At 40.1% G+C, this 25,290-nt stretch carries 22 protein-coding genes; 18 read left to right on the plus strand and 4 right to left on the minus strand.

What is annotated here, in order from left to right; translation table 11 throughout:
• Positions 1–314 precede the first annotated feature (314 nt).
• From dpaL to ACE2AL_RS05570, 5 genes are all read left to right on the plus strand, one after another.
• A complete protein-coding gene (dpaL, locus tag ACE2AL_RS05550) occupies positions 315–1,532 on the plus strand; it encodes a diaminopropionate ammonia-lyase (protein ID WP_375084131.1) in 1,218 nt (405 codons plus the stop codon).
• Positions 1,533–1,546: 14 nt separating this feature from the next.
• Complete coding sequence (locus ACE2AL_RS05555; RefSeq protein ID WP_206082879.1) at positions 1,547–2,737, plus strand: YgeY family selenium metabolism-linked hydrolase; 1,191 nt, start codon at positions 1,547–1,549, stop codon at positions 2,735–2,737.
• A 52-nt stretch (positions 2,738–2,789) separates the two neighbouring features.
• Entirely contained in the window at positions 2,790–4,388 is a 1,599-nt protein-coding gene (locus tag ACE2AL_RS05560; RefSeq protein WP_375084132.1) for an amidohydrolase family protein, read from the plus strand.
• 70 nt (positions 4,389–4,458) lie between these two features.
• Positions 4,459–5,865, plus strand: a complete 1,407-nt coding sequence (hydA, locus tag ACE2AL_RS05565) for a dihydropyrimidinase (protein WP_272681232.1) — start codon at positions 4,459–4,461, stop codon at positions 5,863–5,865.
• 27 nt (positions 5,866–5,892) lie between these two features.
• Positions 5,893–7,239 carry a cytosine permease gene (locus ACE2AL_RS05570; protein ID WP_206082876.1) on the plus strand — a complete coding sequence of 449 codons (1,347 nt, stop codon included), beginning with the start codon at positions 5,893–5,895 and terminating at the stop codon, positions 7,237–7,239.
• Positions 7,240–7,410: 171 nt separating this feature from the next.
• On the opposite strand, the gene ACE2AL_RS05575 is transcribed toward ACE2AL_RS05570, so the two are convergent.
• From ACE2AL_RS05575 to dcuC, 3 genes are all read right to left on the minus strand, one after another.
• On the minus strand, positions 7,411–8,460 hold the full coding sequence (locus ACE2AL_RS05575) for an asparaginase (protein ID WP_375084133.1): 1,050 nt from the start codon (positions 8,458–8,460) through the stop codon (positions 7,411–7,413).
• Between the two features lie 72 nt (positions 8,461–8,532).
• Entirely contained in the window at positions 8,533–9,807 is a 1,275-nt protein-coding gene (locus tag ACE2AL_RS05580; RefSeq protein WP_206082874.1) for an amidohydrolase, read from the minus strand.
• A 26-nt stretch (positions 9,808–9,833) separates the two neighbouring features.
• Positions 9,834–11,198 (minus strand): C4-dicarboxylate transporter DcuC, encoded by a 1,365-nt coding sequence (gene dcuC, locus ACE2AL_RS05585; RefSeq protein ID WP_206082873.1) that lies wholly within the window; start codon positions 11,196–11,198, stop codon positions 9,834–9,836.
• Positions 11,199–11,418: 220 nt separating this feature from the next.
• Here dcuC and ACE2AL_RS05590 point away from each other — a divergent pair, with 220 nt between their 5' ends.
• Positions 11,419–12,351, plus strand: a complete 933-nt coding sequence (locus tag ACE2AL_RS05590; protein WP_206082872.1) for a DMT family transporter — start codon at positions 11,419–11,421, stop codon at positions 12,349–12,351.
• Between the two features lie 78 nt (positions 12,352–12,429).
• Here the strand turns inward: ACE2AL_RS05590 and ACE2AL_RS05595 are convergent, their stop codons facing one another.
• Positions 12,430–12,966, minus strand: coding sequence for a MarR family winged helix-turn-helix transcriptional regulator (locus ACE2AL_RS05595; protein WP_206082871.1), 537 nt, complete (start codon positions 12,964–12,966; stop codon positions 12,430–12,432).
• 363 nt (positions 12,967–13,329) lie between these two features.
• Here ACE2AL_RS05595 and ACE2AL_RS05600 point away from each other — a divergent pair, with 363 nt between their 5' ends.
• The 12 genes from ACE2AL_RS05600 (at position 13,330) to ureE (ending at position 25,276) form a co-directional block, all read left to right on the plus strand.
• Positions 13,330–13,665: a metalloregulator ArsR/SmtB family transcription factor gene (locus ACE2AL_RS05600; protein ID WP_206082870.1), complete on the plus strand. Its 336-nt coding sequence runs from the start codon at positions 13,330–13,332 to the stop codon at positions 13,663–13,665.
• A 63-nt stretch (positions 13,666–13,728) separates the two neighbouring features.
• Positions 13,729–15,018: an arsenic transporter gene (locus ACE2AL_RS05605; protein WP_206082869.1), complete on the plus strand. Its 1,290-nt coding sequence runs from the start codon at positions 13,729–13,731 to the stop codon at positions 15,016–15,018.
• Positions 15,019–15,028: 10 nt separating this feature from the next.
• A complete protein-coding gene (gene arsC, locus ACE2AL_RS05610) occupies positions 15,029–15,481 on the plus strand; it encodes a glutaredoxin-dependent arsenate reductase (RefSeq protein WP_375084134.1) in 453 nt (150 codons plus the stop codon).
• Positions 15,482–16,338: 857 nt separating this feature from the next.
• Entirely contained in the window at positions 16,339–17,583 is a 1,245-nt protein-coding gene (locus ACE2AL_RS05615; protein ID WP_206082867.1) for an ammonium transporter, read from the plus strand.
• 103 nt (positions 17,584–17,686) lie between these two features.
• Complete coding sequence (locus ACE2AL_RS05620; RefSeq protein WP_206082866.1) at positions 17,687–19,276, plus strand: ABC transporter substrate-binding protein; 1,590 nt, start codon at positions 17,687–17,689, stop codon at positions 19,274–19,276.
• On the plus strand, positions 19,276–20,244 hold the full coding sequence (locus ACE2AL_RS05625) for an ABC transporter permease (protein ID WP_206082865.1): 969 nt from the start codon (positions 19,276–19,278) through the stop codon (positions 20,242–20,244). Before ACE2AL_RS05620 ends, ACE2AL_RS05625 begins: the two co-directional genes overlap by 1 nt.
• A complete protein-coding gene (locus tag ACE2AL_RS05630; RefSeq protein WP_206082864.1) occupies positions 20,241–21,047 on the plus strand; it encodes an ABC transporter permease in 807 nt (268 codons plus the stop codon). Before ACE2AL_RS05625 ends, ACE2AL_RS05630 begins: the two co-directional genes overlap by 4 nt.
• Entirely contained in the window at positions 21,047–21,826 is a 780-nt protein-coding gene (locus tag ACE2AL_RS05635) for an ATP-binding cassette domain-containing protein (RefSeq protein WP_206082863.1), read from the plus strand. The genes ACE2AL_RS05630 and ACE2AL_RS05635 overlap by 1 nt, the downstream gene beginning before the upstream one ends.
• A gap of 226 nt (positions 21,827–22,052) precedes the next feature.
• Positions 22,053–22,355 carry an urease subunit gamma gene (locus ACE2AL_RS05640; RefSeq protein WP_206082862.1) on the plus strand — a complete coding sequence of 101 codons (303 nt, stop codon included), beginning with the start codon at positions 22,053–22,055 and terminating at the stop codon, positions 22,353–22,355.
• A 19-nt stretch (positions 22,356–22,374) separates the two neighbouring features.
• Complete coding sequence (locus ACE2AL_RS05645) at positions 22,375–22,800, plus strand: urease subunit beta (RefSeq protein ID WP_206082861.1); 426 nt, start codon at positions 22,375–22,377, stop codon at positions 22,798–22,800.
• Positions 22,801–22,862: 62 nt separating this feature from the next.
• Positions 22,863–24,581, plus strand: coding sequence for an urease subunit alpha (locus ACE2AL_RS05650; RefSeq protein WP_042848772.1), 1,719 nt, complete (start codon positions 22,863–22,865; stop codon positions 24,579–24,581).
• Positions 24,582–24,643: 62 nt separating this feature from the next.
• Positions 24,644–25,276 carry an urease accessory protein UreE gene (gene ureE, locus ACE2AL_RS05655; RefSeq protein WP_349415664.1) on the plus strand — a complete coding sequence of 211 codons (633 nt, stop codon included), beginning with the start codon at positions 24,644–24,646 and terminating at the stop codon, positions 25,274–25,276.
• Positions 25,277–25,290 lie beyond the last annotated feature (14 nt).

The raw sequence follows: 25,290 nt of genomic DNA on the forward strand, positions 1-25,290 counted from the left end.
ATAAATTTAATTGAAGTGATAATTATTAATATATTTATAAATCAATGTATTAAATTATTTATATACCGCCATCACACTATTTATCATATTTGATAATTTATCAATGAGGTAAATCAATGATCTCAAATTTATTAAAAACAATTCTATATTGTTTATTTTAAATTATGTTTTGTATCAACTAATTACATTATTCCCTCATTATAATTATACGTAAATGGCGATCTTGGCATGTGTATTGCTACCTAAGTTGTAAACCTATTTTTTATTAAGACTTAATTGTCTTGTTTATTAATAATAAGTTCATGAGGTTTTCCATGCAGGAGCAATTAAAATACTACATTAATCACAGCCGTTTTAAGCAGAAACCGACGGCGAACCTTGTCTCTTTTTCGGAAGCTGAATTACATAAAGCGTGGCAATTTCACCGCTCAATTCCTGAGTATGCACCAACACCACTCTATCATTTACCTGTGTTCGCCAAGTCATTAAAAGTTGGACAGATTTACTTAAAAGATGAGTCTCAACGCTTTGGCCTCAAGGCATTCAAGGCATTAGGTGGCTCCTATGCAATGGCCTGCCATATTGCCGAAGAGTTGGGGAAAGATATCTCTGAGCTTCCTTATAACGTCATGGTCAGCAATGAGGTTAGAGAACAATTAAATGGCATTACTTTCGCCACTACGACGGATGGCAACCATGGGCGAGGTGTGGCGTGGATGGCACGCCAACTTAAACAAAAATCAGTGGTTTATATGCCTAAAGGTTCTTCTCAGGAACGCTTAGATGCCATTTTGAATGAAGGTGCGACAGCAGAAATTGTCGATATGAATTATGACGATGCGGTACGTATGACTGCCGAAATGGCAGAGAAATATGGCTGGGTGGTGGTGCAAGATACCGCTTGGGCTGGCTATGAAAAGATCCCTCAGTGGATTATGCAAGGCTACAGCACGCTAATGTTTGAAGCTTTGTCCCAGTTACATAAAGTGAAACCGACCCACGTTTTTGTTCAAGCAGGTGTTGGCTCATTTGCTGGCATGGTGCAGGGGATGTTAACGGCGCTTTATGGAGAAGATAGACCAAAAGTGATTATTGCTGAGGCTCAAATTGCGGATTGCCTTTACCGTTCAGCGGTTGCTGAAAATGAAGATGCGATCCCTGTTGGCGGTGATTTACAAACAGTTATGGCTGGGTTGGCATGTGGTGAAGCCAATATTACCGGTTGGCAATTATTACGAGACTACGCTGATGCTTTCTTCTCTTGCCCCGATTTTGTCGCAACGCGAGGGATGCGGATATTAGGCAATCCATTACCGACTGATCCTCCAATTGTTTCGGGTGAGTCAGGTGCGGTCACGACAGGGTTACTTTCTATTCTAATGCAGTCTGAAAATTATGCTGATGTGCGCAACGAGCTGGAGCTGAATGAAAATTCACGCATTTTGGTGATCAGTACTGAGGGCGACACGGATATTCAACGTTATCGGGATATTGTTTGGGATGGTGAGTTCCCAAGTTTTGGTCAATTTTAGTCGGGGTGAAAAATATGTTTTCAGAAAGTCGTTTTAATGAAGTCATCACAAACTGTCAGGCTTTAGTTCGCGAAAAAAGTTACTCCGGTGAAGAGGGTAATGTTGTCAACGTTATTAAATCCATGATGGAAGAGTATGAATTTGATGACATTCATATTGATAGATACGGCAATATTATTGGTGGGATTGTAGGGAAATACCCTGGGAAAACGCTGGTTTTTGATGGACATATTGATACTGTTCCAGTCGATGAAAGCCAATGGACGCAAGATCCATTTGGCGGAGAAATCAAAGACGGCAAAATTTATGGCCGTGGTACGACCGATATGAAAGGTGCGGTTGCTGCTATGATTTCAGCGGTTGGCTTTTTTGGTCAAGACCATCTGCGTGAGTTTGCAGGGAAAATTTATGTTGCTTGTATTGTACATGAGGAGTGCTTTGAAGGCGTTGCTGCACGGCTAGTTACTGATAAATATCATCCTGATTATGTAGTTATCGGTGAGGCCTCAGAACTTAATTTGAAAATAGGTCAACGTGGCCGAGCTGAAGTCGTGTTAGAAACATTTGGGAAACCTGCTCATTCTGCAAACCCACAAGCGGGTATTAATGCGGTCTATAAAATGGCTACATTGATTGAAAAAATTAGAATGCTTCCCCCTACCATTCACCCAGTTCTTGGGTTAGGAATACTTGAATTAACAGACATTAAATCGTCTCCATATCCAGGGGCATCAGTTGTTCCTGAATATTGCCGTGCGACTTATGACCGCAGGTTATTAGTCGGTGAGAGCAAAGAGAGTGTGCTCCAACCTATCCAAAAAGCGTTAGATGAAATAACACAGTCTGATCCTGAGTTTAAGGCGCGAGTATCTTATGCCTATGGAACAGAATCTTGTTATACCGGCAATACGATTGAGGGAGAGCGTTTCTTCCCTGGCTGGGTCTTAGACGAATCGGATAACTTTGTTCAGCATGCATTATTAGGCCTCAAAAAAGTCGGCCTCGACCCAACAGTTACACAATATTCATTCTGCACTAATGGTAGCCATTATGCGGGGGAAGCTAATATTCCAACGATTGGTTTTGGGCCTTCGAGAGAGAATTTGGCGCATACCATTGATGAATATATCGAGATAGATCAATTAACAGGCTCAGCCAAAGGTTACTACAGCATAATTTCAAATATTTACAATAATAACAAATAGTTACCAGTTGATGCCTTTGTGATTACTAAGGCATCAATAAAGGAAGAGAACAATGAAAACATTATTTAAAAATGCCACCATCATTGACGGTACGGGGGAAAGCCAGTATCACGGCGACTTACTTGTTAATGAAGGTAAAATTATTCAAATCGGCGATATTTGCGCCAACACTCAGGACCAAGTTATTGATGCATCTGGGAAAATTATTTGCCCTGGTTTTATTGATACACACACTCACTCTGATTTATCGGTGTTATTAAACCCCGCAGTTTCCGCCAAAATTCGCCAAGGGATCACGACTGAGCTGTTGGGACAAGACGGCGTCGCATTGGCACCTTTGCCTGAACAATATATTTCAGCGTGGCGTAAAAATATTGCTGGTCTTGATGGTGACTCTGATGAGATAGACTGGCATTTCAAGAATACTGAGGGGTATCTCAACATGTTAGAGTCGCGAGGAAGTGCCACGAACCTCGCTTACCTTGTTCCCCACGGTAATATTCGTATGGAAGCGATGGGATTGGATGGTAAGGCATCGACGCAGGAAGATGTCGCCAAAATGTGCCAGATTCTTGAACGAGAGTTACAAGCGGGAGCTTATGGACTATCCACTGGCCTTATCTATATGCCTTGTGCATTTGGCGATACCGCTGAGATTACCGAACTTTGCAAAGTGACAGCCAAATATAATGGTATTTTTGTGGTTCATCAGCGTAGTGAAGCGGATGACATCATTCAGTCTACTCAAGAACTTATTGATATTGCTCATGCATCTGGAGTTTGGCTCCATATTTCCCATATGAAAGTGTGTGGTAAGAAAAACTGGCCGCTGATCGATGAAATGCTATCGATGCTTGAAAAAGCACAGCAAGAAGGGATCCGTATTTCTTTCGACCAATACCCTTATGTTGCAGGTAGCACCATGCTAGGGGTGATTTTACCACCGTGGGTGCATGCAGGTGGCACGGAAAAACTACTCGAACGCCTGAAATCTTCTGAATTACGCCAACGCATGATTGACGATATAGAAAAAGGGATCCCGGGGTGGGATAACTTCATTGATTTCGCAGGGTTAGAGCAAATATTTATTACCAGTGTGAAGCAACCGAAAAACCAAGATGCCGTGGGCTTAAATTTAGTTCAGCTTGGCGAATTACGCGGTAAAGACCCTTATAACGCCACTTTTGACCTGTTATATGAGGAAGATAACGCAGTTGGAATGGTGGACTTTTATGGGACAGAAGATCATGTGATTAAATTCCTGTGTCGGCCAGAGCAGAATGTTTGTACGGACGGCTTAATGGGGGCTGGTAAGCCCCATCCCCGTGTTTTTGGAGCATTTCCTCGAGTGCTTGGGAAGTATGTACGCGAAGAAGCTTGTTTAACTTGGGAAGCGGCAATTCGCAAAATGACGGGTAAACCTGCTGAGGTTTTAGGCTTAACCGACAGGGGATTACTTAAAGAAGGTTACCAAGCCGATATCGTGATGTTAGACCCACAGACCATTACAGATAAAGGTACTTTTGTTGAACCTAATCAATACCCTGATGGTATCGAGCTTGTGATGGTTAATGGCCGAATTGCGCTGTTTAATCATATTGAAAGTTATGCCTGTAGTGGGCAAGTTTTACGGAAAGGAACGCTGAGTTGATCAATCAATAATAGCTGCAACACAGCCTCTTTTTCGCTGTGTTGTGACATAAAAATCGTTGGAGATAGTTATGTTTGACACAATTATTAGAAATGGGCATTTGGTTCTTGAAGAGGGTACTGTCCGTGCCGATCTGGCAATTAAAAATGGCAAAATTGCAGCGTTACTTGGCCCTGATGAGTACGCTGAATGCCAAAAAGAAATTGACGCGCAAGGTCGGTTAGTTCTACCAGGTTTAATTGATGCTCATATGCACACACAGGCTCCATTTCAAGGGATTTCCCCGCAACTAACTTTTTATCAGCAAAGTATTTGTGCCGCGTTTGCGGGTGTTACCACTTATATGGATTTTACCAATACTTGGAAAGGTTCAAGTGTCCTTCAGGCTCTAGATGACCGTATTGAGGAAATGACTGAATCTGCAATTGATTTTAGTGTTCATGGCAAATTTGTTGAAGCGAACGAACAGTTATTAGATGAGATCCCACATCTTGCAGCAAAAGGGTGCCCAACATTTAAGTTATTTATGACCTACCGTAAAGAAGGTGTGATGGCAGATGATATGACACTGATGCAGGTCTTCAAACGCGCAAAAGAAAATAATTGTATGCCATTGATCCATGCGGAAAGTAATGCGATAGCAGAAACCGCGGTGGATGAGTGCATCAAAAATAACACACTGACTTGGCGTGATTTTGCCAATAGTAAACCCGTTATTTGTGAAACAGAAGCTTTTGGTCGTGTGGCTAAACTTGCTGAATCAGTTGGAGTTCCTCTTCTTATTGTTCATACCACAAATGGCCCTTGTCTTGATATTGCACAGCAAGCACAAGAGCGCGGTCAAAAGCTGTATATCGAAACGGGTCCTCATTATCTGACACTTTTCGATGAACTTTATGATGATGTTGACAATGGACATTTAGCGATTTGCTCGCCTCCATTGCGTACTCGTAAAGAGCGGGATGAACTTTGGGATGGCATTAAGAACGGTACGATCACCTTGATAGGCTCCGATGATTGTACTTTTACTCGAGAGGAAAAAGAAAAGGCTTTACAGCGTGATGAAAACGGCAAAATCATTCCTGATTTTACTAAAGTTGTTAATGGGTTATCTGGTCTCGAAATCCGATTTAACTTGATGGTAACTGAGGGGGTGGCAAGTGGAAAAATCACGATGAACCACGCTGTTGCATTATGCAGCACTAACATTGCGAAAACCATGGGGTGCTATCCACAAAAAGGGACGCTATTGCCAGGAGCTGATGCTGATATTGTCATTTTTGATCCGAATGAGGAATGGATTATTTCAGCCAATAACTTACACAGTGGTGCTGGCTATAGCCTACATGAAGGATATAAAGCGAAAGGAAAGGTAAAAACAACTCTTTTACGTGGTGAAATTATTATGGATAACAACACCTTTATGGGAAGTAAAGGACAAGGGAAATTTATTAAACGTATTTTGAAATTAAACTAAAACGACAATAAAGATGAGGCTAAACTCATGAATAATGGACAGAATATTTCACAGGAATTGCTTGCTAAAGCCAATGAAGAACTCTTGCCAACACAGGAAAAGGATAGAACCTTAAAAACACGTGATTTACTCGTACTTTGCTCGTCAATGGTGATTAATGTTGTTGGCTTAGTGATCCCCGCTCAAGTACTTTTAAGAGGAGGATATTCCCCAATAGAAGTATTGATGGCATGTTTTTTGGGGTTTTTATTAGTCACTATTTTAATTACGTTAACGGGTGATATCGGAACACGCTATGGCGTTCCTTTCACTATTTTTATTCGCGACTGTTTAGGAAAACAAGGGGCGAAAATTGGGGCGATATGTCGAGCCATTGTCTGTTTAACATGGTGTGGTGTGATTTTATTTTTAGGAACACAAGCGATTAATGCGATTATTGAAATTGTCACAGGAATTTCAATGTTCTGGGTGATATTTATTACTTATGCGTCTTTGCAGTTATTTAATGCAAGTCGTAATGTGGATAGCATGAGTAAGTTTGGAACATTAGCAGTACCTATTCTTGCATGTGGATTGGTTTCGTTAGTCGTTTGGTTATTGCAAGAACATCAAATTTCGTTACCAGAGGTTATAACCGCTTCACCATTAGAAGGGACTGGGTTTAGCTTTGTTACTGTTATCGCTATATTTAGTGGAGGATGGTTATCTGAAGCACTAAATGGTAGTGACTTAACCAGAAAGTTAAAACTACCTGAAAACACAAGTTCAAACAGCTTCTTTTCACGTAATAAGCGCACTATATTTTGCTTTGGACTCGGATTCGTTGGTACGGGGTTATTATTGACTCTCGCAGGATTAATTAGTGCTTATCTTACGAAAAGTGACAATCCAATTGGTATGTTGCAAATTGCTTTTGCTGATAACTCGAGTATATTAATTGTTAGTTGTATTATTATTGTATTTGCGCAATGGACAGTAAATACTTGTGCGAATATTTTCCCCGCAACATTGATCATGCTTAATTTTTTTCCTAAATTAACTTTTGCGAAAGCGACATGGCTAGTTGGGTTGATTAGTATTCTAATGATGCCATGGTTATTATTAAGTTATCTTGATTACGTACAAATGATTTTCTCTGCAATACTCGCCCCTATATTGGCGATTATGTTAGTGCATTATTACCTTATTCGTAAATGCCATCTTAATTTAGAGAATCTATACAGTGATGATATTCCTAACTGGCGAAAACCAGGGATTACTGCGCTAGTGATTGGATTGATCTCAGGTATGATAGGCTATAATTTTGCATTCTTTATTGCATTTCCGATTACAGCAATTATTTACTACCTATTAGCAAAAAAAGAAAGTCTTTAAAAATTTAGATAGAAAACGTATTTCTAATAATCAAATTAATATCCATTTAATTAAATGGCTGGTGAGTTATGTTTTAATTTTTACATTTAATTTAATTAAGAATTAAAGTTATTAATAAATAAAAAGGCGCCTATATTAGAGGCGCCTATTAATCGTAAAATAGTAATGGTTTTAACGCTGGTTATCAAAGTAATTCGATATTTGCTTAAGGTCGGCACCAGTTGCAAGTGCGAGCTGCAATAGAATGCGAGATTTTTGTGGATTTAAAAAGCCAGATCCTATGGCAAATGATTTACTACTCACATAGCCAGAGCCTGTTCGGGTTGCCATCACAACAGGAATACCTTTATCACTGAGCTGCTTAATTGCCTCCTCCATGTTACTCGATACATTTCCATTACCACTTCCCGCAACAATAATTCCTTTTGCTCCGTTGTTGATAGCAGCATCAAGCATAGCGGGGGTCTGGTCTTGGTATGCATAAATAATTTCGACATTAGGGAGTTTATCTACCTTACTGACATCGAAAAAAGTACGATCAACGGGTTGTGCAGGGGTATAGTAAAATTTAGGTTTTCCGCTGACAAAGACACCAAGATAGCCAGGTTCATAAGATTTAAATGCATCAGGGGTAGTTGAGTTTGCTTTGGTGGTATAAAAAGCAGAACCAATACGATCATTTAAAACGACCATGACGCCGCGATTTTTAGCTTTCTTATCCGCAGCAAGTACAACACCTTCAAGCAGATTCATTGGGCCATCCGCACTGATAGCAGTTGCTGGTCTCATGGCTCCGACAATAACGATAGGCTGCTCATTTTGAGTGGTTAAATCTAAGAAGAAGGCTGTTTCTTCAATTGTATCAGTCCCATGAGTGATAACGATGCCTTGTTGTTTTCCTTCATTTAGTAAATGATTAACGCGTTTACTGAGGTTTAATAGGATTTCGCTGCTGATATTGCCACTGATAGTGTTAGAAATTTGTTCACCTTTGACGATAGCAACATCATTGATCTCCGGCACAGCATTGATTAACACATCAATACCCAGTGAGCCCGCTTTATAGTCGGTGGTATCAAGGTTGGATTTTGAGCTTCCTGCGATGGTTCCCCCAGTGGCTAAAATGGTAACGTTGGGTTTAATAGCACCAGCAGCTAGTGAAACAGAGGTATATAAAATCAAACTAGAAAGTAATGTATTTAATAATGTCTTTTTCATCATATTTCCTTAAAAAAACCTTATAACATCATCCGCTATAAGGTTTTATAATTGGCTTATATTGATTTGCTGTTTTTATACTGATAAGCGTTGTAGTAACCCTGTAAAGATTGAAAAGCCAGTGAATAGCTGATTTTCATCAATATCAAATTTGGCTTGATGGTGGCCAGCTTTGATGTCTGAGCCAATCACAAAATAAGCCGCCTTTCCACCATGGGCTTGTACGCGTTTAATCAATAGAGTGGCATCATCACTGCCATTAAAATTCATTGTACGTTGTACTTTTTCTACCGCTGGGATGGTTTGGGCTACTTCGGTTATATAGTCAGTCATTTCATCGTCAGGAATGAAATCAACGGCTTCCCCCATGACCTCAGTTTCGAGTTCAACATCAAAACTGAGTGCAACTCCGCGGGCACGTCTTAAAGCCTCTTCTGTCATGTAATTGTTGATTTTTTCATTTTCGCCACGTACTTCAATTTGCATTTGCGCGTATGAAGGGATCACATTGCGGCCTTCTCCTGCATTTAATACTCCGACATTAGCGCGAGTCATTCCTTCGCCGTGAGTTGGTAGGCTTAGAATTTGAATTGTTGCGTTACAGGCGGCGAGTAACGCATTTTTGCCTGCATGTGGCTCCATTCCTGCGTGCGCGGCTTTACCTTTAAAGCGCAGATCCATTTTTAATGTAGAAAGATAACGTTCAGGTGCAGCGACAATTACGCCACTCGGGACATCACAACCAAGATGACCACAAGCAAAATAATCAACATCATCGAGAATACCACTTTCGGCGATAGGTTTTGCCCCTCGTACGCCTTCTTCTGCGGGTTGGAAAATAAGTTTAATCACGCCTTTCAGTGGGCTATCTTTATTTTCTATCAACCATTTTGCGACTCCGAGACCGATAGCCATGTGCCCATCGTGGCCGCAAGCGTGCATATAACCTGGGTTGGTAGAATTAAAGCCTTCTTGGTTTGGAATATGTTCTGCCGTATCAGTTTCTTGCACATTGACGCAGTCAATATCAAAACGAAATGCAACCGTTGGGCCAGGGCGCCCTGTATCGAAGATCACCGCGCAACCTGTATAGTCACCGATTCTTGCGAGTAGTGAATCATCTACGCCACGCTCTTTGGCTGCGCGTTTGGCTTTTTCAACTATTGATGGGTTACGTCCACGAATAAAACTAGGGTTGATAATCTGTTCGCCTGTTAATACGTGGTGTCCCATTTCTTCCAGTAGTTTAATCAAGGTGGCAGTGGTGTAAAATTCCCCCCAACCCGTTTCTGGGTAACGGTGAAATTCACGTCGCCATGCAACTAATGAGGCATTATTTATTGTAGTCATTTTGGTTTTCCTTTTAATAACCCATTCTACGCATACAGAAAATATGCATAAATTAACGTTGCTATCGTGCCTACCGCTAAAGGTACTGAGGTTCTTTTTACTACTTCAACAGGACTCACTTTGATAACCGATGCGACAATAATAACGACAGCAGAAACTGGAGAGATGGCTCGGACTAAGTTAGACGTAAATTGCATTGGAAGAGCAACCATAATCGGGTCAACATGGGCTTGATTTGCAATAGATGGAATTAATTCAATAAATGAATAGAACACCGCGTTACCACTACCGCTAATAAAGGTGATTAACGCTGTTAAGCCAGAGAAAATAAACATTAATCCAACGCCTGCATTATTTACGTTCTTAACAACACCTGAAATCATATCGATGATGCCAATAGCATTAAGACCTGCTACTAGTGTGCCTGCGGCAACAATCAGGACAACGACTTGAGAAAATCCTTCACCCATTCCTTTAAAAAAGAGTCCTGCTTGAACCATTTGTTCTTTCGGGTTGCCTTTACGAATAAGTTCTGTGGCAAATGCGAGCACAAATGAGAATAGTGTGATTTCAACAAGCCCTACTTTGATTTCTCGAAAACACAGCCCTAAAACGATAATTAGAATAAGTGGAACAAGCGGAAATAAGGCGTAATAGGAGGGAGGTAGCTCTTTATTACCCTCGATTTTACTTTCATCAACTTCAGTAAATGCTGATGCGCCTTGCCGTTTATCCATATACTTTTGCCAAAAATAATGGGCAAAACCCATTAATAATAAAACGGGGAGAGAGATAACGGCATGATGTAAAGTGACGTAGTCGACAACATGCTCAAAACCGAGTAAGCGAGCTGCAACAACATTATCGCCCCCTAATGGTGTTGGCATAATTGTTGCTGTGGTCGCAATAATCCCCGCCGCTGTCATTGATGACATTTTTGCAGCCCTTAATATGGGGTACAGAGTCGCCATTAAAATAACGGCTAATGACGCGGCACTGGGGATCACTAACGACAGTAAGTTTCCGAGCCAAAAAACAATTGGAACTAGAATATAAGGAGAGCGAATTTTTGAAATAGGCTTTGCAACTAAATGAACAGCGGCATCGTTTGCACCAATGCGTGACATATAAGAAGAAAAGCCGAATAGGACCATGATTATGATCCCTGCGCCACCAAATTGTTTGATAAATCCTAGTTGTATTTGTTTTAGTGGGTCAAGCCAGATATTCCCTGTACTTTGTTTTATATCTAAAATAGGCATTCCTAACATTGCTGCGCTGAGCATCAGCGCAATACCTGCGGTGAATAATACAATTTTTGCCTCGTAGTTCTTCGCAATTGCATAACCCGCTAGTATCAACACTATTACACTGATAATTATAACAGTCATAGCTGCCTCTCATTATTATTTCTTTATTGGAAGTATCTTCACGAGAAGATATATCAATATTAATAATTGGTGTTTTAATATCAATCACAAAACGTACAATTATTGACTTTTGTCATAAATGATTACTATTTTGTCTTCTTTAATTTCAACCCCCTTGTATCTTCACATTAAGTATCTTAGTGTGAAGATATATTTTTATTGAAATGGTGGTAAAAATTCAATGACGATGAAAAAAGTATCTTTAATTGGGATCTCGCTGGCGCTTTGTGCGGCTTTTTTATGGGGAACTGCGGGGACCGCTCAAAGTTTTGTGCAAGGTGCAACAGCACCTTACTGGATTGGTGCATTTAGGTTGCTTGTTGCGTGTTTATTCTTTCATTTGTTGTTTTTTTATCGAATTACAAACCGCCAAGCACTAAACGTAAATGAGCAACAACAAACAGATAATTCTGCCAAGGGGTCAATGACATATTGGCGATATATCATTATCGCAGGTATCTGTATGGGGTTATATAACTTAACTTTTTTTGCAGGTATTAAGGCGACTGGAATAGCAATAGGAACAGCTACAACGATTGGTAGTGCCCCTATTTGGGCTGGCTTAATGCAGGCGATTCTTCTGAAGAAATCACCGTCTTTGCTTTGGTGGCTTGGAACTTTTTGTGCAACGGCAGGAGGAACATGGATGGTTCTTTCTCAAAGTAGTAGTTGGCAAATTAATACAGGTGGTTTACTTATTTGTTTGAGTGCGGGTTTTTGCTATGCACTTTATACATTGATGAGTAAGAAATTGGTCAGTATTGATTCTCCATTAACGATTACTAAGCATACATTTAGCATTGCTATATTTATTGCGGTTCCGATTGCTTGGATATTAGCAGGAACACCAACGGTCAGTTGGGTGAGCATTGCAGTGATATTTTACCTCGGATTATTAACAACTGGCGTGGCTTATCTGTTATATACCCAAGCATTGAAACATATCAGTGCTCCTACAGGTGTGGCGTTGGGTTTAATTGAGCCCATTGTGGCGTTTTTCCTTGCGATTGTTGTTGCGCATGAAAACGTCAATATGCTGGCTGTAATAGGATTATGTTTGATTTTGGCTGGTCTATGGTTAGTTTTAAAGTCTGAGGGCCAGCAAAAAGCTTAGCTGAAATGATTACGTCAGAATGAAAATAGCTCAATGTGAGCTGCACCCTAAAGTTTACTCCAACTTTGGGGTGTTTTTTTATTCAGCTCCATTTTTCTCGTTGAGCTCAGATTTTTGTGATTGAATAAGTTTTTTCAGTAGCATAGCGAGTTGATCTTTATTTTCAGCATCTAAGCCTTGAATTAATGATTTTTCAATCGCTACGTGAGTTTCTACTGCTTCAAGCGTCAATTTTCGTCCCTCTGGTGTTATTTTTACAATAACACCACGTCGATCAGCAGGATCTGGAATTCTAACAATGAATTTCTTTTCTTCTAATCGATTAATTCGGTTAGATAATCCACCAGAGGAAATAAGAATTTTCTTTTGCAGTTCTTTGGGGGAAAGTTGACGGTCAGGGTTTCTAGCAAGTGCTGCTAGCACTTCAAACTCCCCCACATTTAGATTGTATCGGGCCAAATTCGCATCAACAAATTGCGAGATATAATGACTCATACGTACTATGCGGGCGATAATGGGTAAACCACTCAAATCCAATGTAGGGACGGTTTCCAGCCATTCTTGTATTAGTGTATCAACAAAGTCTTTATCTGACATTTTTTTGATTTCTTTCATGACTAAAATCCAGTTTTAAGCTTACTTTTATACTAAGTCTGAATCAACCTAACTCTTTATATTTTCAATGTAAGTTTATCATGAAAAAGGATCTTTTCACACACTTACCCCTATTCAAGATATAGAACTAATAGCGGGGGAAGTAGAAAAGCTATTTTTATATTTAGCTTACTGTTTGATTTTTCGAGTATATTTTTTGTAATCTAGTCTTAGTCACTGTTTTATAGAAACACGACTAATTAGGTCTTCAAATTAACTCGCGATCCTTCAGCTTAAAAATTCTTTTTAGTATTTATTGTTATATTTGATTTTGCATATATGTTTTTAGGGGGTAGAATGCCCATAGAGCATTCAGGAGAATATATGGAACCACTACAACTGTTTAAAATTTTAGGTGATCAAACAAGGCTCGATATCGTGTTGCTTTTGAAAGCATCTGGTGAGCTATGTGTCTGTGATATCTATACGGCCTTAAATTTATCGCAACCAAAGACTTCTCGACACCTAGCAATGCTAAGAGAATCGGGTCTTTTGCTCGATTCAAAACATGGTAAATGGGTTCATTATCGATTATCTCCGGCATTACTACCGTGGGTAAAAAATATCATTGATATAACGTATTTAACAGAAAAAAAGAGAGTATCAAACTTACTCTCAGCTATAGCGAAAACACATTCGATGGGTAATTGCGCAAGATAATTTTTTAAATAAACACATATGAAAAAACATATGTGTTGTAAGTGTAATAAGTACGAGGTTGTTATGTTTATTGCGGCATTAATTTTTGTTTTGACGATTACGTTTGTTATATGGCAGCCCAAAGGGTTGGGTATAGGCTGGAGTGCATCGGCAGGAGCGGTGTTGGCACTGATCTTTGGTGTGATCAGTTTTCAAGATATTCCGATTGTTTGGAATATTGTTTGGAATGCCACTGCGACATTTGTTGCAGTAATTATTATTAGCCTGCTTTTAGATGAAAGCGGTTTCTTTGAATGGGCTGCATTGCATGTTGCTAAGTGGGGCGGGGGTAAAGGAAGACTGCTATTTAGTTATATTGTATTACTTGGTGCAATGGTTGCTGCTTTATTTGCCAACGATGGCGCAGCTTTGATATTAACGCCCATTGTAATTGCGATGTTACTGGCACTTGGTTTTAACAAAGGCACGACATTAGCATTTGTCATGGCAGCGGGTTTTATTGCAGATACAGCGAGCTTGCCACTTATTGTCTCAAACCTCGTGAATATCGTTTCTGCGGACTTCTTTAATATTGGATTTACTGAATATGCATCGATTATGGTGCCAGTGGATATTGCAGCAATTATTGTAACATTAGCGATGCTGCATTGGTTTTTCCGCAAAGATATTCCTAAGCAGTATGATATCACTAAACTGAGTGAACCGACTTTAGCCATTAAGGACATGACAACGTTTAGAGCAGGTTGGCTGGTATTGGTGTTGTTGCTCATCGGTTTTTTTGTCTTAGAACCATTAGGTATTCCTGTTAGCGCTATTGCGGCAATTGGCGCCTTAATTCTTTGGGTGATTGCAGCCAGAGGCCATACGATTAATACCAAAAAAGTGTTACGTAGTGCACCGTGGCAAATCGTCATTTTCTCTTTAGGTATGTACTTGGTGGTTTATGGTTTAAGAAATGCAGGGTTAACCGATTATCTTTCTGAAGCGCTCAATTACCTTGCAGACAAAGGGTTATGGGTAGCAACTCTGGGTACTGGGTTTATTACCGCATTTTTATCATCAATTATGAATAATATGCCAACGGTATTAATTGGTGCTTTATCCATTGAAGGGAGTGAAGCGACAGGATTAATTCAGCAAGCCATGGTTTATGCCAATGTGATTGGTGCCGATTTGGGGCCTAAAATTACACCGATTGGTAGTTTGGCTACATTGCTGTGGTTGCATGTTTTATCGCAAAAAAACATGACCATTACATGGGGCTACTATTTTAAAACAGGGATTATCATGACGATCCCTGTGCTCATTGTCACACTCGTTGCTTTAGTACTTCGACTTTCACTGTTAAATTAAAGGTAGCCCCATGAATGAGATCACTATCTACCACAATCCAAACTGCGGCACTTCACGCAATACGCTTGCGATGATCCGCAATAGTGGTATTGAGCCAACGATTATTTATTATCTAGAAACGCCGCTGGCTAAAGATGTGTTAGTGCAACTTATTGCTGATATGAAAATCACGGTAAGGGCGTTACTACGAAAAAATGTTGAACCCTATGAGCAATTAAACTTAGAAAAAGATAGCTATACAGATGACCAACTCATTGATGTGATGTTGCAGTATCCGCTACTGATTAATAGGCCGATTGTCGTCACTCCGCTAGGCGTAAAGTTGTGTCGACCTTCAGAGGTAGTGTTAGATATATTGCCTAACCAGCAACAAAGTGAATTTATCAAGGAAGATGGTCAAATAGTGATTGGTCGTCACGATGTACAAAATGCAAATGAAGAGGCTAGTAAGCATAAACCTTAAGAAGATAAATGGGATTGGGTGTTGTTGGCAACTTCAACACTCTGTATGTGTTTATGCTGTTAATTAAATAAAATATGAGATATTGCCCCAGAAAATGCGGCTGCGGCACTTATGCCTTGAAGCAACCTTAAGATATCAAGAATAAGTACATTTGTGGAAAATGAAATGAGTACACTGAATAATGAAAAGAAAAATAAACCCTTCTTATATTTTTAAAAATAAGTGTAATAAAACCATACTAACTTTATAGGTATTGGAATTACCATGATGAATTTTTTATTAAGTAGGGTTTCTTTTAATTAATATTATTTAATTTATTTTCTTTTAAGGAATTTACGGGGTTTTGTTTTTGTATTTATGGTTGCTAATGGTTTTTGCAGTTTATTTGATTAGTGCTGTGTAGGTTTCTGTTTTTTAACTGAGTATACTGAATTAATTACGCTATTTTTCAATTTAATAGTAATGAAAGTGTAATGTTTATGAATGATTTCGGAGGATAGATTTATTTTTATACCTATTAAAATAAAGAATGCGGGAAAATGTAAAAAATATGCTTTTAAATCTGATTGTTATTAATTAAGAAGATGCCTTGTTTTTGATTGAAAATTATGAATGTTTCACTGGCTAAAATGATTTTTATTTTTCGATGTTAATTAGTCATTTATGGTTAATCATTTATCGATTATTAAAAAACGTATGAATTATTTTTTATTATCTAATTTGTTTTTTTTTATTGATTATCTTAGTGATCACTCTATTATGAATGTAATTTCAATTGTGATAATCATTCTAGTCATTTAATGAAGTAATAAATATCTCTAAATTTTAAATATCATTATGTTAATTTAGGAGTATCCATGGAAAATGTATTGTCAGTTTTGGATGTCCCAAATACAGCATTTATGCTGCTTTGTACTAGTCTTGTTATGCTAATGACTCCTGGGCTTGCTTTTTTCTATGGTGGATTAGTTTCGCGTAAAAGTATTATTACCATTATGTCCCAGAGTTTCTTTTCTATGGGGTGGGTGGCAATTATTTGGTTTGCGGTTGGGTATTCATTATCGTTCGGTCCTACAATTAATGGGATTGTTGGCGACCCACTTTATTATGCATTCTTGAATAACATTGATCCTCAGACGATGTATACCGGTAATGATGGTGGTTTGCCAATACTGGTTCATTTTGGATATCAAATGATGTTTGCGATTATTACGCCCGCCTTAATTACAGGGGCTTTCGCAAATAGAGTTAATTTCCCTGCTTATCTCATCTTTTTAACCTTATGGACATTATTTGTCTATGCACCATTCGTTCATATGGTCTGGAGCCCAGATGGTATTTTTGCTAAATGGGGGGTTGTTGACTTTGCGGGTGGTATTGTCGTTCATGCAACTGCAGGGTTTGCTGCAATTGCTTCAGCATTATATGTAGGTAAAAGAGTCATTAAGTCAGATGGTACTCACAATATTCCTTATATTGCACTTGGCGCGGCTTTATTGTGGTTTGGTTGGTATGGTTTTAACGCGGGTTCTGAACTGCAAGTCAATACCGTAACCGTTTCAGCGTTTATTACTACCGATATTGCCGCGGCATTTGCAGCAATTACTTGGTTTATCATTGAACGTTTCCATACAGGTAAACCTAAACTTGTTGGTTTTTTAACGGGGGCTGTAGCGGGATTAGCCACTATTACGCCTGCCTCAGGTTATGTTTCAATTGGTTCTGCGGCAATTATTGGGATTATTGCGAGTATCGTTTGTTACACCTGTGTTTTCTTAGTCAGGCGTCATTTAGATGATGCATTAGATGTATTCGGTGTGCACGGTGTCGGTGGTATTACTGGCTCTATTTTAGTCGGCGTGTTTGCATCAACGGTTTGGAATGCGAAAGGTCCTGCTGGGTTAATTGAAGGTAACGGGATGCAAATTGTGAAGCAAACTGTGGCAGTTGTCTTTACCAGTATTTGGTCCTTTGTTTTTACAATCTTAATTCTTTGGATAATCAATAAATTTACACCAGTCAGAGTTGACCAAAGTGCGGTTGGTGACAATTTAGATACCGTTGAATTTGATGAAGACGCATATCGAGAAAAAGCAGATTAGTTATCAAATATATTATTTCTTGCAGTTTATCCTAATTGGTAGGTTTATTTGAACCACCGGTTGGGATAGCTGCTAAATACAGCTGGTAATTTAGGATGGGTATATGAAAAAGAAAGTAGCAATAGCTATTCAGGCTATTTGTTTTATGGGGCTATCGATGAGTGTAAATGCTGCGACTGATACTCAGAAACCGCAAACTTTGCGCTTAGCGATAGGCTCTGAGCCAACCGAGGGGTTTGATCCAATGTTAGGTTGGAGCCACGGCAGCTATTTACTTTTGCATAGTCCATTATTAAAACAAAAAGCTGATTTATCATGGCATAGCTACATGCTTGAAAAATATGAACATTCAGATGACGGTAAAGAGTGGACATTAAAATTAAAAGACGGGCTTAAATTCTCCGATGGTTCCCCATTAACCGCAAAAGATGTTGTTTTTACCTATAACAATGCCGCAGCAAGTGGTGGAAAAGTCGATATGGGGAACTTTGCTAAAGCAGAGGAAGTTAACCCATCTACCGTTAAAATGACGTTATCTGCTCCGCAAAGTACCTTTATTAATGTATTAGGTTCATTAGGGATTGTTTCTGCGGATAAATATGATGCGAAAAAATACGCACATAATCCTATCGGGGCAGGCCCTTATCGCTTAGTGAACTTCCAGCCAGGCCAGCAATTAATTGTTGAAAGAAACCCATTTTATGCGGGGCCCAAAAACGATTTCGATAAAATGGTTTTTGTCTTCTTGAATGAAGATGGCGCTTTTGCCGCAGCTCAAAGTGGTGAATTAGACATTGTTCGTATTCCTGCAGCCGTTGCGAATAATGCAAAAGATGTGAAAAGAATGAAGTTGATTGAGCGCCACAGTGTTGAAAACCGAGGGATTTCCTTCCCAATTCCACCTGCGGGAGAGAAAAATGCGGCAGGTGACCCAATTGGAAATGACATTACTTCAGATGTCGCTATCCGTAAAGCGATCAACTACGCCATTGACCGTAAGCTATTGGCGGATGCGGTGTTAGAAGGTTTTGCGATCCCTGCATATACAGGCGTTGAAGGCTTGCCTTGGAATAATCCTCAATCTTCATTTAAAGATGGGGATGTCGAAAAAGCGAAAACTATTCTTGATGATGCTGGCTGGAAACTGAATAAAGACGGCTTAAGAGAAAAAGATGGCAAAGTGGCAAAACTAACGCTTTGGTACGCCAGCGGCGACAGCACTCGTCGTGATTTAGCTCAGGCCGTGAGAGCAAGCTTAAAGCCAATTGGCATTGAAATGGATTTAAAATCAGGCAGCTGGGAAACCGTTGAAAAATATATGCATGCCAACCCAACATTGTTTGGTTGGGGTAGCCTTGACCCGATGGAACTGGTTCATAACTACAGCAGCAAGGCTGCTGGCGTAGGGTTCTATAATGCGGGTTACTATAAAAATCCAGCTGTTGATAAGGTGATAGAAGAGGCACTTCGCCAGCCAGACCAAGATGCGGCTATTCCATTTTGGCAGAAAGTGGATTGGGATGGCAAAACAGGAACAGGTATTCAAGGTGATGCTGCTTGGGCTTGGTTAATGAACGTACAACATCTTTATTTATTGAATAATTGTGTCGAGCTAGGAAAGGGCGCACCTGAAATTCACGGCTCGTGGTCAGTGTTGAATAATGTAGATGACTGGGCTTGGACCTGCAAGTAATGCGGACAACCATCGGGCTTTTATTGCGGTTTATCTGTTTATTATTGGTGACAGCATTTGGGGTTTTTATTCTCCTAAGCTATTCACCAATAGACCCAATTAAAGCCTACATTGGTAATGATTTAATGCATGTTCCCCCTGAGCAATATTCATTGATTGCAGCTCGTTGGGGGCTTGATCAGCCTTTATGGATGCAGTTCTGGCGTTGGTTTTCACAGATATTACAAGGTGATATGGGGTATTCCATGCTCTATAACACCCCTGTTTCACAAGTGATTGCTGATAGGTTAGCACCTTCATTAGCCTTGTTATTATCGGCATGGCTATTTTCTGGAGCGATTGGTTTTGGACTTGGGTTGATAGCAGGGAGATACCTAAATAGATGGCCAGATAAAATCATCTCAACGCTATCTTATTTATTGGCTTCAATTCCTGTTTTTTGGGTTGGTTTACTTTTATTGTCACTTTTTGCTGTTTCATTACAGTGGGCGCCAATTTGTTGCGCTTGGCCGATAGGCTTAGATGAACAAACATCAACATTGTCACAAAAAGTGCATCACCTTGTGTTACCTGTAGTGGCTTTAGGGATGTTAGGTATTGGTAATATCGCACTGCATACGCGTTCTAAAGTTGCTGAAGTAATGAACAGTGAGTTTATCCATTATGCAAAAGCTCAAGGGGATAAAGGATGGCCGATGATCAGCTTTCATGTCGTAAAACATGCGATTACCCCTGCAATATGTTTACAGTTTGCCTCAATGGGGGAATTGCTCAGTGGTGCATTGCTAGCTGAAAAAGTGTTTGCTTACCCAGGATTAGGGCAAGCGACCATTGATGCAGGTTTACGGGGTGACATCCCTTTATTAATGGGGATCGTGATGCTATGTGCGGTAGTGATTTTCTTTAGTAATAGTATCTCTGATAGGTTGCTCAAGAGCGTGAACAAAGGAGTACTCCGAGAGCCATGACTTATAATCCAAATAAGGCCTTAATTAAGTTAGTTATTTCCTTATTGTGCTTATTTGCTTTAGGGGCTTATGCAGCATGGCTTTCCCAAACTGATGTAGAAGTGAATTTACTCGACCGCCGACAAGCGCCATCGTTGGTTCATTTATTTGGTACTGATAATTTAGGTCGAGACTTGTGGGACAGAGTATTCCAAGGAATAGCGACCAGCTTACAAATTGGTACCATCGCAGCATTATCGAGCGGAGTGATAGCGCTAGTGATGGCAAGTTTATCCTCTTTTAGTAAGACGATGGATTATGTTATTCGTGGATGTATTGATTCGTTGTTAGCGTTGCCACACTTGTTATTGTTGATATTGATTTGCTTTACATTAGGTGGCGGCAAAGTGGGGGTAATTTGGGCGGTTGCGTTGACACACTGGCCAAAGTTGACGTTGATCTTACGTTCCGAATTGCTCCGAGTGCAGCAAACAGATTACATCATGTTATCGAAACGGATTGGAAATAGTGCGCTCTACCGATGCCGATATGACTATTTACCGATGATCCTTTCACAATGGTTAGTGGGGTCATTATTAATGTTTCCACATGCGATATTACATAGTGCGGCACTGAGTTTTTTGGGGTTTGGTTTGTCTCCACATGAAGCATCGTTAGGTATTTTGCTGTCAGATGCATTGCGTTACTTAAGTACAGGTGCATGGTGGTTAGCTGTGTTTCCAGGCATTGCATTAGTTGGGTTAGTGCTGTTATTTGATCAGTTTGCTAAAGCGGTACAACAATTATGGTTGAGGAGCGATTGATGTTAAGTTTTGATAACCTTACGATTGATGTTGCGAAATTCCGCTGGTTAGGCAAAAAACAGTGGTCACCGCTTTTACAAGATATTTCATTGGATGTGGCTCCAGGTGAAATGGTTGCATTGGTAGGTGGAAGCGGAGAAGGGAAAAGCTTATTACTACAAAGTAGTTTAGGTCTATTACCTGAAAATATGCGCTGTCGTGGTGATATTGTATTAAATGGATGCCAGTTAACAGAAAAATCTAAACAGCAATATCGTGGTAATTCACTGTGCTATATCCCTCAAGGGATTAGTGCATTAAATCCTCTCATTAAGATAGGCCCTCAACTTGAACGTGCCGCTGTATTAAGTGGACAGCATATTAAAATGCATGACGTCGCGTTGCACTTACAACAATATAATTTACAAGCAGATTTAATCCATAGCTATCCCAATAAGCTTTCTGGGGGAATGGCAAAACGTGTACTCGCTTGTAGCGCGACACTCTCTCAAGCTGAATATATTCTTGCAGATGAAATTTCATCTTGGCTAGACGATGAACATGCGATGCAACTTCTACAACATATCAAATCTCTTTGCTTTGATGGTAAAGGTGTTTTGTGGGTGACCCACGACCTTGCAATGGCTGTGCGTTTTGCTGATCGCATTGCGCTATTACGTAATGGTGTTTTAGAAGAAGTACTCAGTAGTGAAATATTAAAGCGAGGCGGAGGAGGGAAGTGTTTTCAATCTCTGTGGAATTCTTTGCCCGAACAACAATTTATAAATTGGACCCAGTGAATAAATATGATTTAAAAATTGAATTTAATAAATAGCCAATACGTATCCAGTCTTATTTGGATTAATTAAATTGGAATGTTTATTGAGAAGGATTTTATTTATTTAACTCGTCGTTATTGGATATTTAACTCAATTTATATTTTACAAATGAAAATGAGTTATTGGTTCGTAAAATGAATACTTATCAGTATTAACAATACTAAGCTTTATCAATTGAGGAGGCGTTATGCAGTTAACCCCAAGAGAAATTGAAAAATTGATGGTTTACACACTCGCAGACGTAGCTGAAAAACGCCGTGCGCGTGGTGTGAAATTAAATTACCCAGAAGCTGTTGCCATTATTACGGTTACCGCACTTGAAGGTGCACGTGATGGTAAAACCGTTGAAGATGTGATGAAAGAAGCGGCAACTGTTTTAACGAAAAAAGACGTTATGGATGGTGTGGACGACTTAATTCCAAATGTTCAGGTTGAAGCGATTTTTACTGATGGTACTCGCTTAGTGACTGTCCACAATCCGATTAAATAAATGAAGGGTGAGGTGAAATATGAGTAATTCAAAAACAAGCATTAAAGCCCCGACTCCTTTAGGTGGTGTTATTTTTGCAGATGAGCCTATTGAGTTCAACGTTGGCAAACCTGAAACAAAAATTAAAGTTCGTAATACAGGTGATAGACCTGTGCAAATTGGCTCCCACTTTCATTTTTTTGAAGTTAACCACGCATTAGAGTTCGACCGTGCAGCGGCTTACGGTAAGCGTTTAAATATTGCTTCTACAACGGCAATTCGTTTTGAGCCAGGTGATGAAGTGGAAGTTTCTCTGATCCCTTATGGTGGAAAGCAAAGTGTCTATGGGTTTAATAACCTTGTTGATGGTTGGGCGGGTGACAACGTTGCCGCTACTGAGCGTCCTGCTAAAGCAATCGCTTTAAATAAAGCAATTGCTCGTGGTTTTAAGCATAAGGAACAGTAAGCGCGTTAGATGTCAGTAATGATAAATAACAATGCACCTTCTTAACGTTAAAGGTAAATAACATGCCAAAAATTTCTAGACAAGAATACAACGGTTTATTCGGACCAACAGTTGGCGATAAAATTCGTTTAGGCGATACCGATTTATATATTGAAATCGAAAAAGATTTACGTGGATATGGCGAGGAGTCTGTCTATGGTGGTGGTAAATCTTTACGCGATGGTATGGGCGCGAATAATACTTTCACGAGTGATAACGGTGTTTTAGATTTAGTGATTACTAACGTCACTATCGTCGATGCGCGTTTAGGTGTGATCAAAGCCGACGTGGGGATTAAAGCAGGCAAAATTGTTGGTGTTGGTAAAAGCGGTAACCCAAATATTCAAGATAACATCACGCCAGGTATGGTTGTTGGGGTATCAACGGATGCTATCTCCGGTGAACACTTGATTCTAACGGCTGCGGGTATTGATACTCATATTCACTTAATTTCGCCGCAACAAGCTTATGCGGCGTTATCAAACGGTGTGACAACCTTCTTTGGTGGTGGTATTGGCCCAACCGATGGAACTAACGGTACGACAGTAACGGCAGGCCCTTGGAACATGCGCTCCATGCTACGCGCTATCGAAGGTTTACCAATTAACGTAGGTATTTTAGGTAAAGGCAACTCTTATACTCGTGAACCACTGATAGAACAGCTGGTTGCGGGGGCTGCTGGCCTAAAAGTTCACGAAGACTGGGGCGCAACAGGAAATGCGATTCGCCATGCGTTACGTATTGCTGATGAATTTGATGTGCAAATCTCAGTACATACAGACAGCCTAAATGAAGGTGGTTATGTTGAAGATACCATCGAAGCCTTTGAAGGTAGAACTATCCACACCTACCATACAGAAGGTGCTGGTGGTGGACATGCCCCTGATATTATAAAAGTTGTTAGCCAGCCTAACGTATTACCAAGCTCAACAAACCCAACCTTACCGTTCGGTGTTAACAGCCAGTCAGAGTTATTTGACATGATCATGGTATGTCATAACTTGAATCCAAATATCCCGTCGGATGTTTCATTTGCAGAGAGCCGTGTTCGCCCTGAAACCATTGCAGCAGAAAACGTGCTACATGATATGGGCGCTATTTCGATGTTCTCAAGTGATTCACAAGCGATGGGGCGTGTGGGTGAAAACTGGTTACGTATTGTTCAGACAGCCAACGCGATGAAAGCGTCTCGTGGCAAGCTGCCTGAAGATGCGCCAGGCAATGATAACTTCCGTGTCCTACGTTACGTGGCAAAAATCACCATCAACCCAGCGATTGCTCAGGGTATCAGCCATATTCTAGGCTCCATTGAGGTCGGCAAAATGGCGGATCTCGTATTATGGGACCCACGTATGTTTGGTGCTAAACCTAAACTGGTTATTAAAGGTGGCATGATCAACTGGGCAGCAATGGGCGATCCGAATGCTTCCCTGCCAACACCACAGCCAGTGTTCTATCGTCCAATGTTTGGTGCAATGGGTAAAACCGTTAACGACACTTGTGTGACTTTCGTTTCACAAGCTGCTTTAGATGATGGCATTAAAGAAAAAGCAGACCTTGAGCGGCAAGTGGTTGCTGTCAATAACTGCCGAGCGATTGGAAAGCGTGATTTAGTGCGTAACGGTGAGACACCAAATATTGAAGTTGACCCTGAAACCTTTGCTGTAAAAGTAAATGGTGAACATGCAACTTGCCAGCCGATTAGCGAAGCCGCAATGAATCAACGTTATTTCTTTAGCTAATTGTACATGTTTGGATTATCTGCCTGCCAGTGGCAGGCAGAATTAACATAAAAGGTAATATTATGATCATTATTGAACATATTCTTGGCAATGTTAAAAAAGACCCAGTGTGGCAAGCGCGCCAGAAAAATGCTGACGTTGATACGTTGATCCTTGATCAACGAGAAGCACAGAAAAGCCGCTGTCGTAAAAATACTGAAAAAGGCCAAGACTTAGGTATTGCGCTGGACAGAAAAGTCTTGTTGTCGGATGGTGATGTCCTGCTATTTGATGAAACAACCAATACAATGACGATAGTTCAGATCTCTTTACGTGACGTCATGATGGTCAATTTGTCCCACCTGAAAAACCTAAGTACTGAAGAGCATATTCGTATTAGTTTCGAATTAGGGCATGCATTAGGTAACCAGCACTGGAAAGCCGTTTTAAAGGGTGATCTTGTTTACGTACCACTGACGGTAAGTGAAAAAGTCATGGGTTCGGTCATGCGCACACATGGTTTTGGTGAAGAAACATTTGCCTTTGTGAAAGGTGAAAGCATTTTACCTGAATTGAGCCACTCTGAAGCGCGTTTATTATTTGGTGGTGCAGAGGAAACAGATACGCATGTTCATGTGGAATTAGGGCAGATCCACGGGCACAGTCACAGTCATGATCACCATCATGACCATGGGCACACTCATACACACAAATAACGTTCGTGTTCATG

The sequence above is a fragment of the Providencia xihuensis genome (genome assembly GCF_041953405.1).
GTDB lineage: Bacteria > Pseudomonadota > Gammaproteobacteria > Enterobacterales > Enterobacteriaceae > Providencia > Providencia vermicola.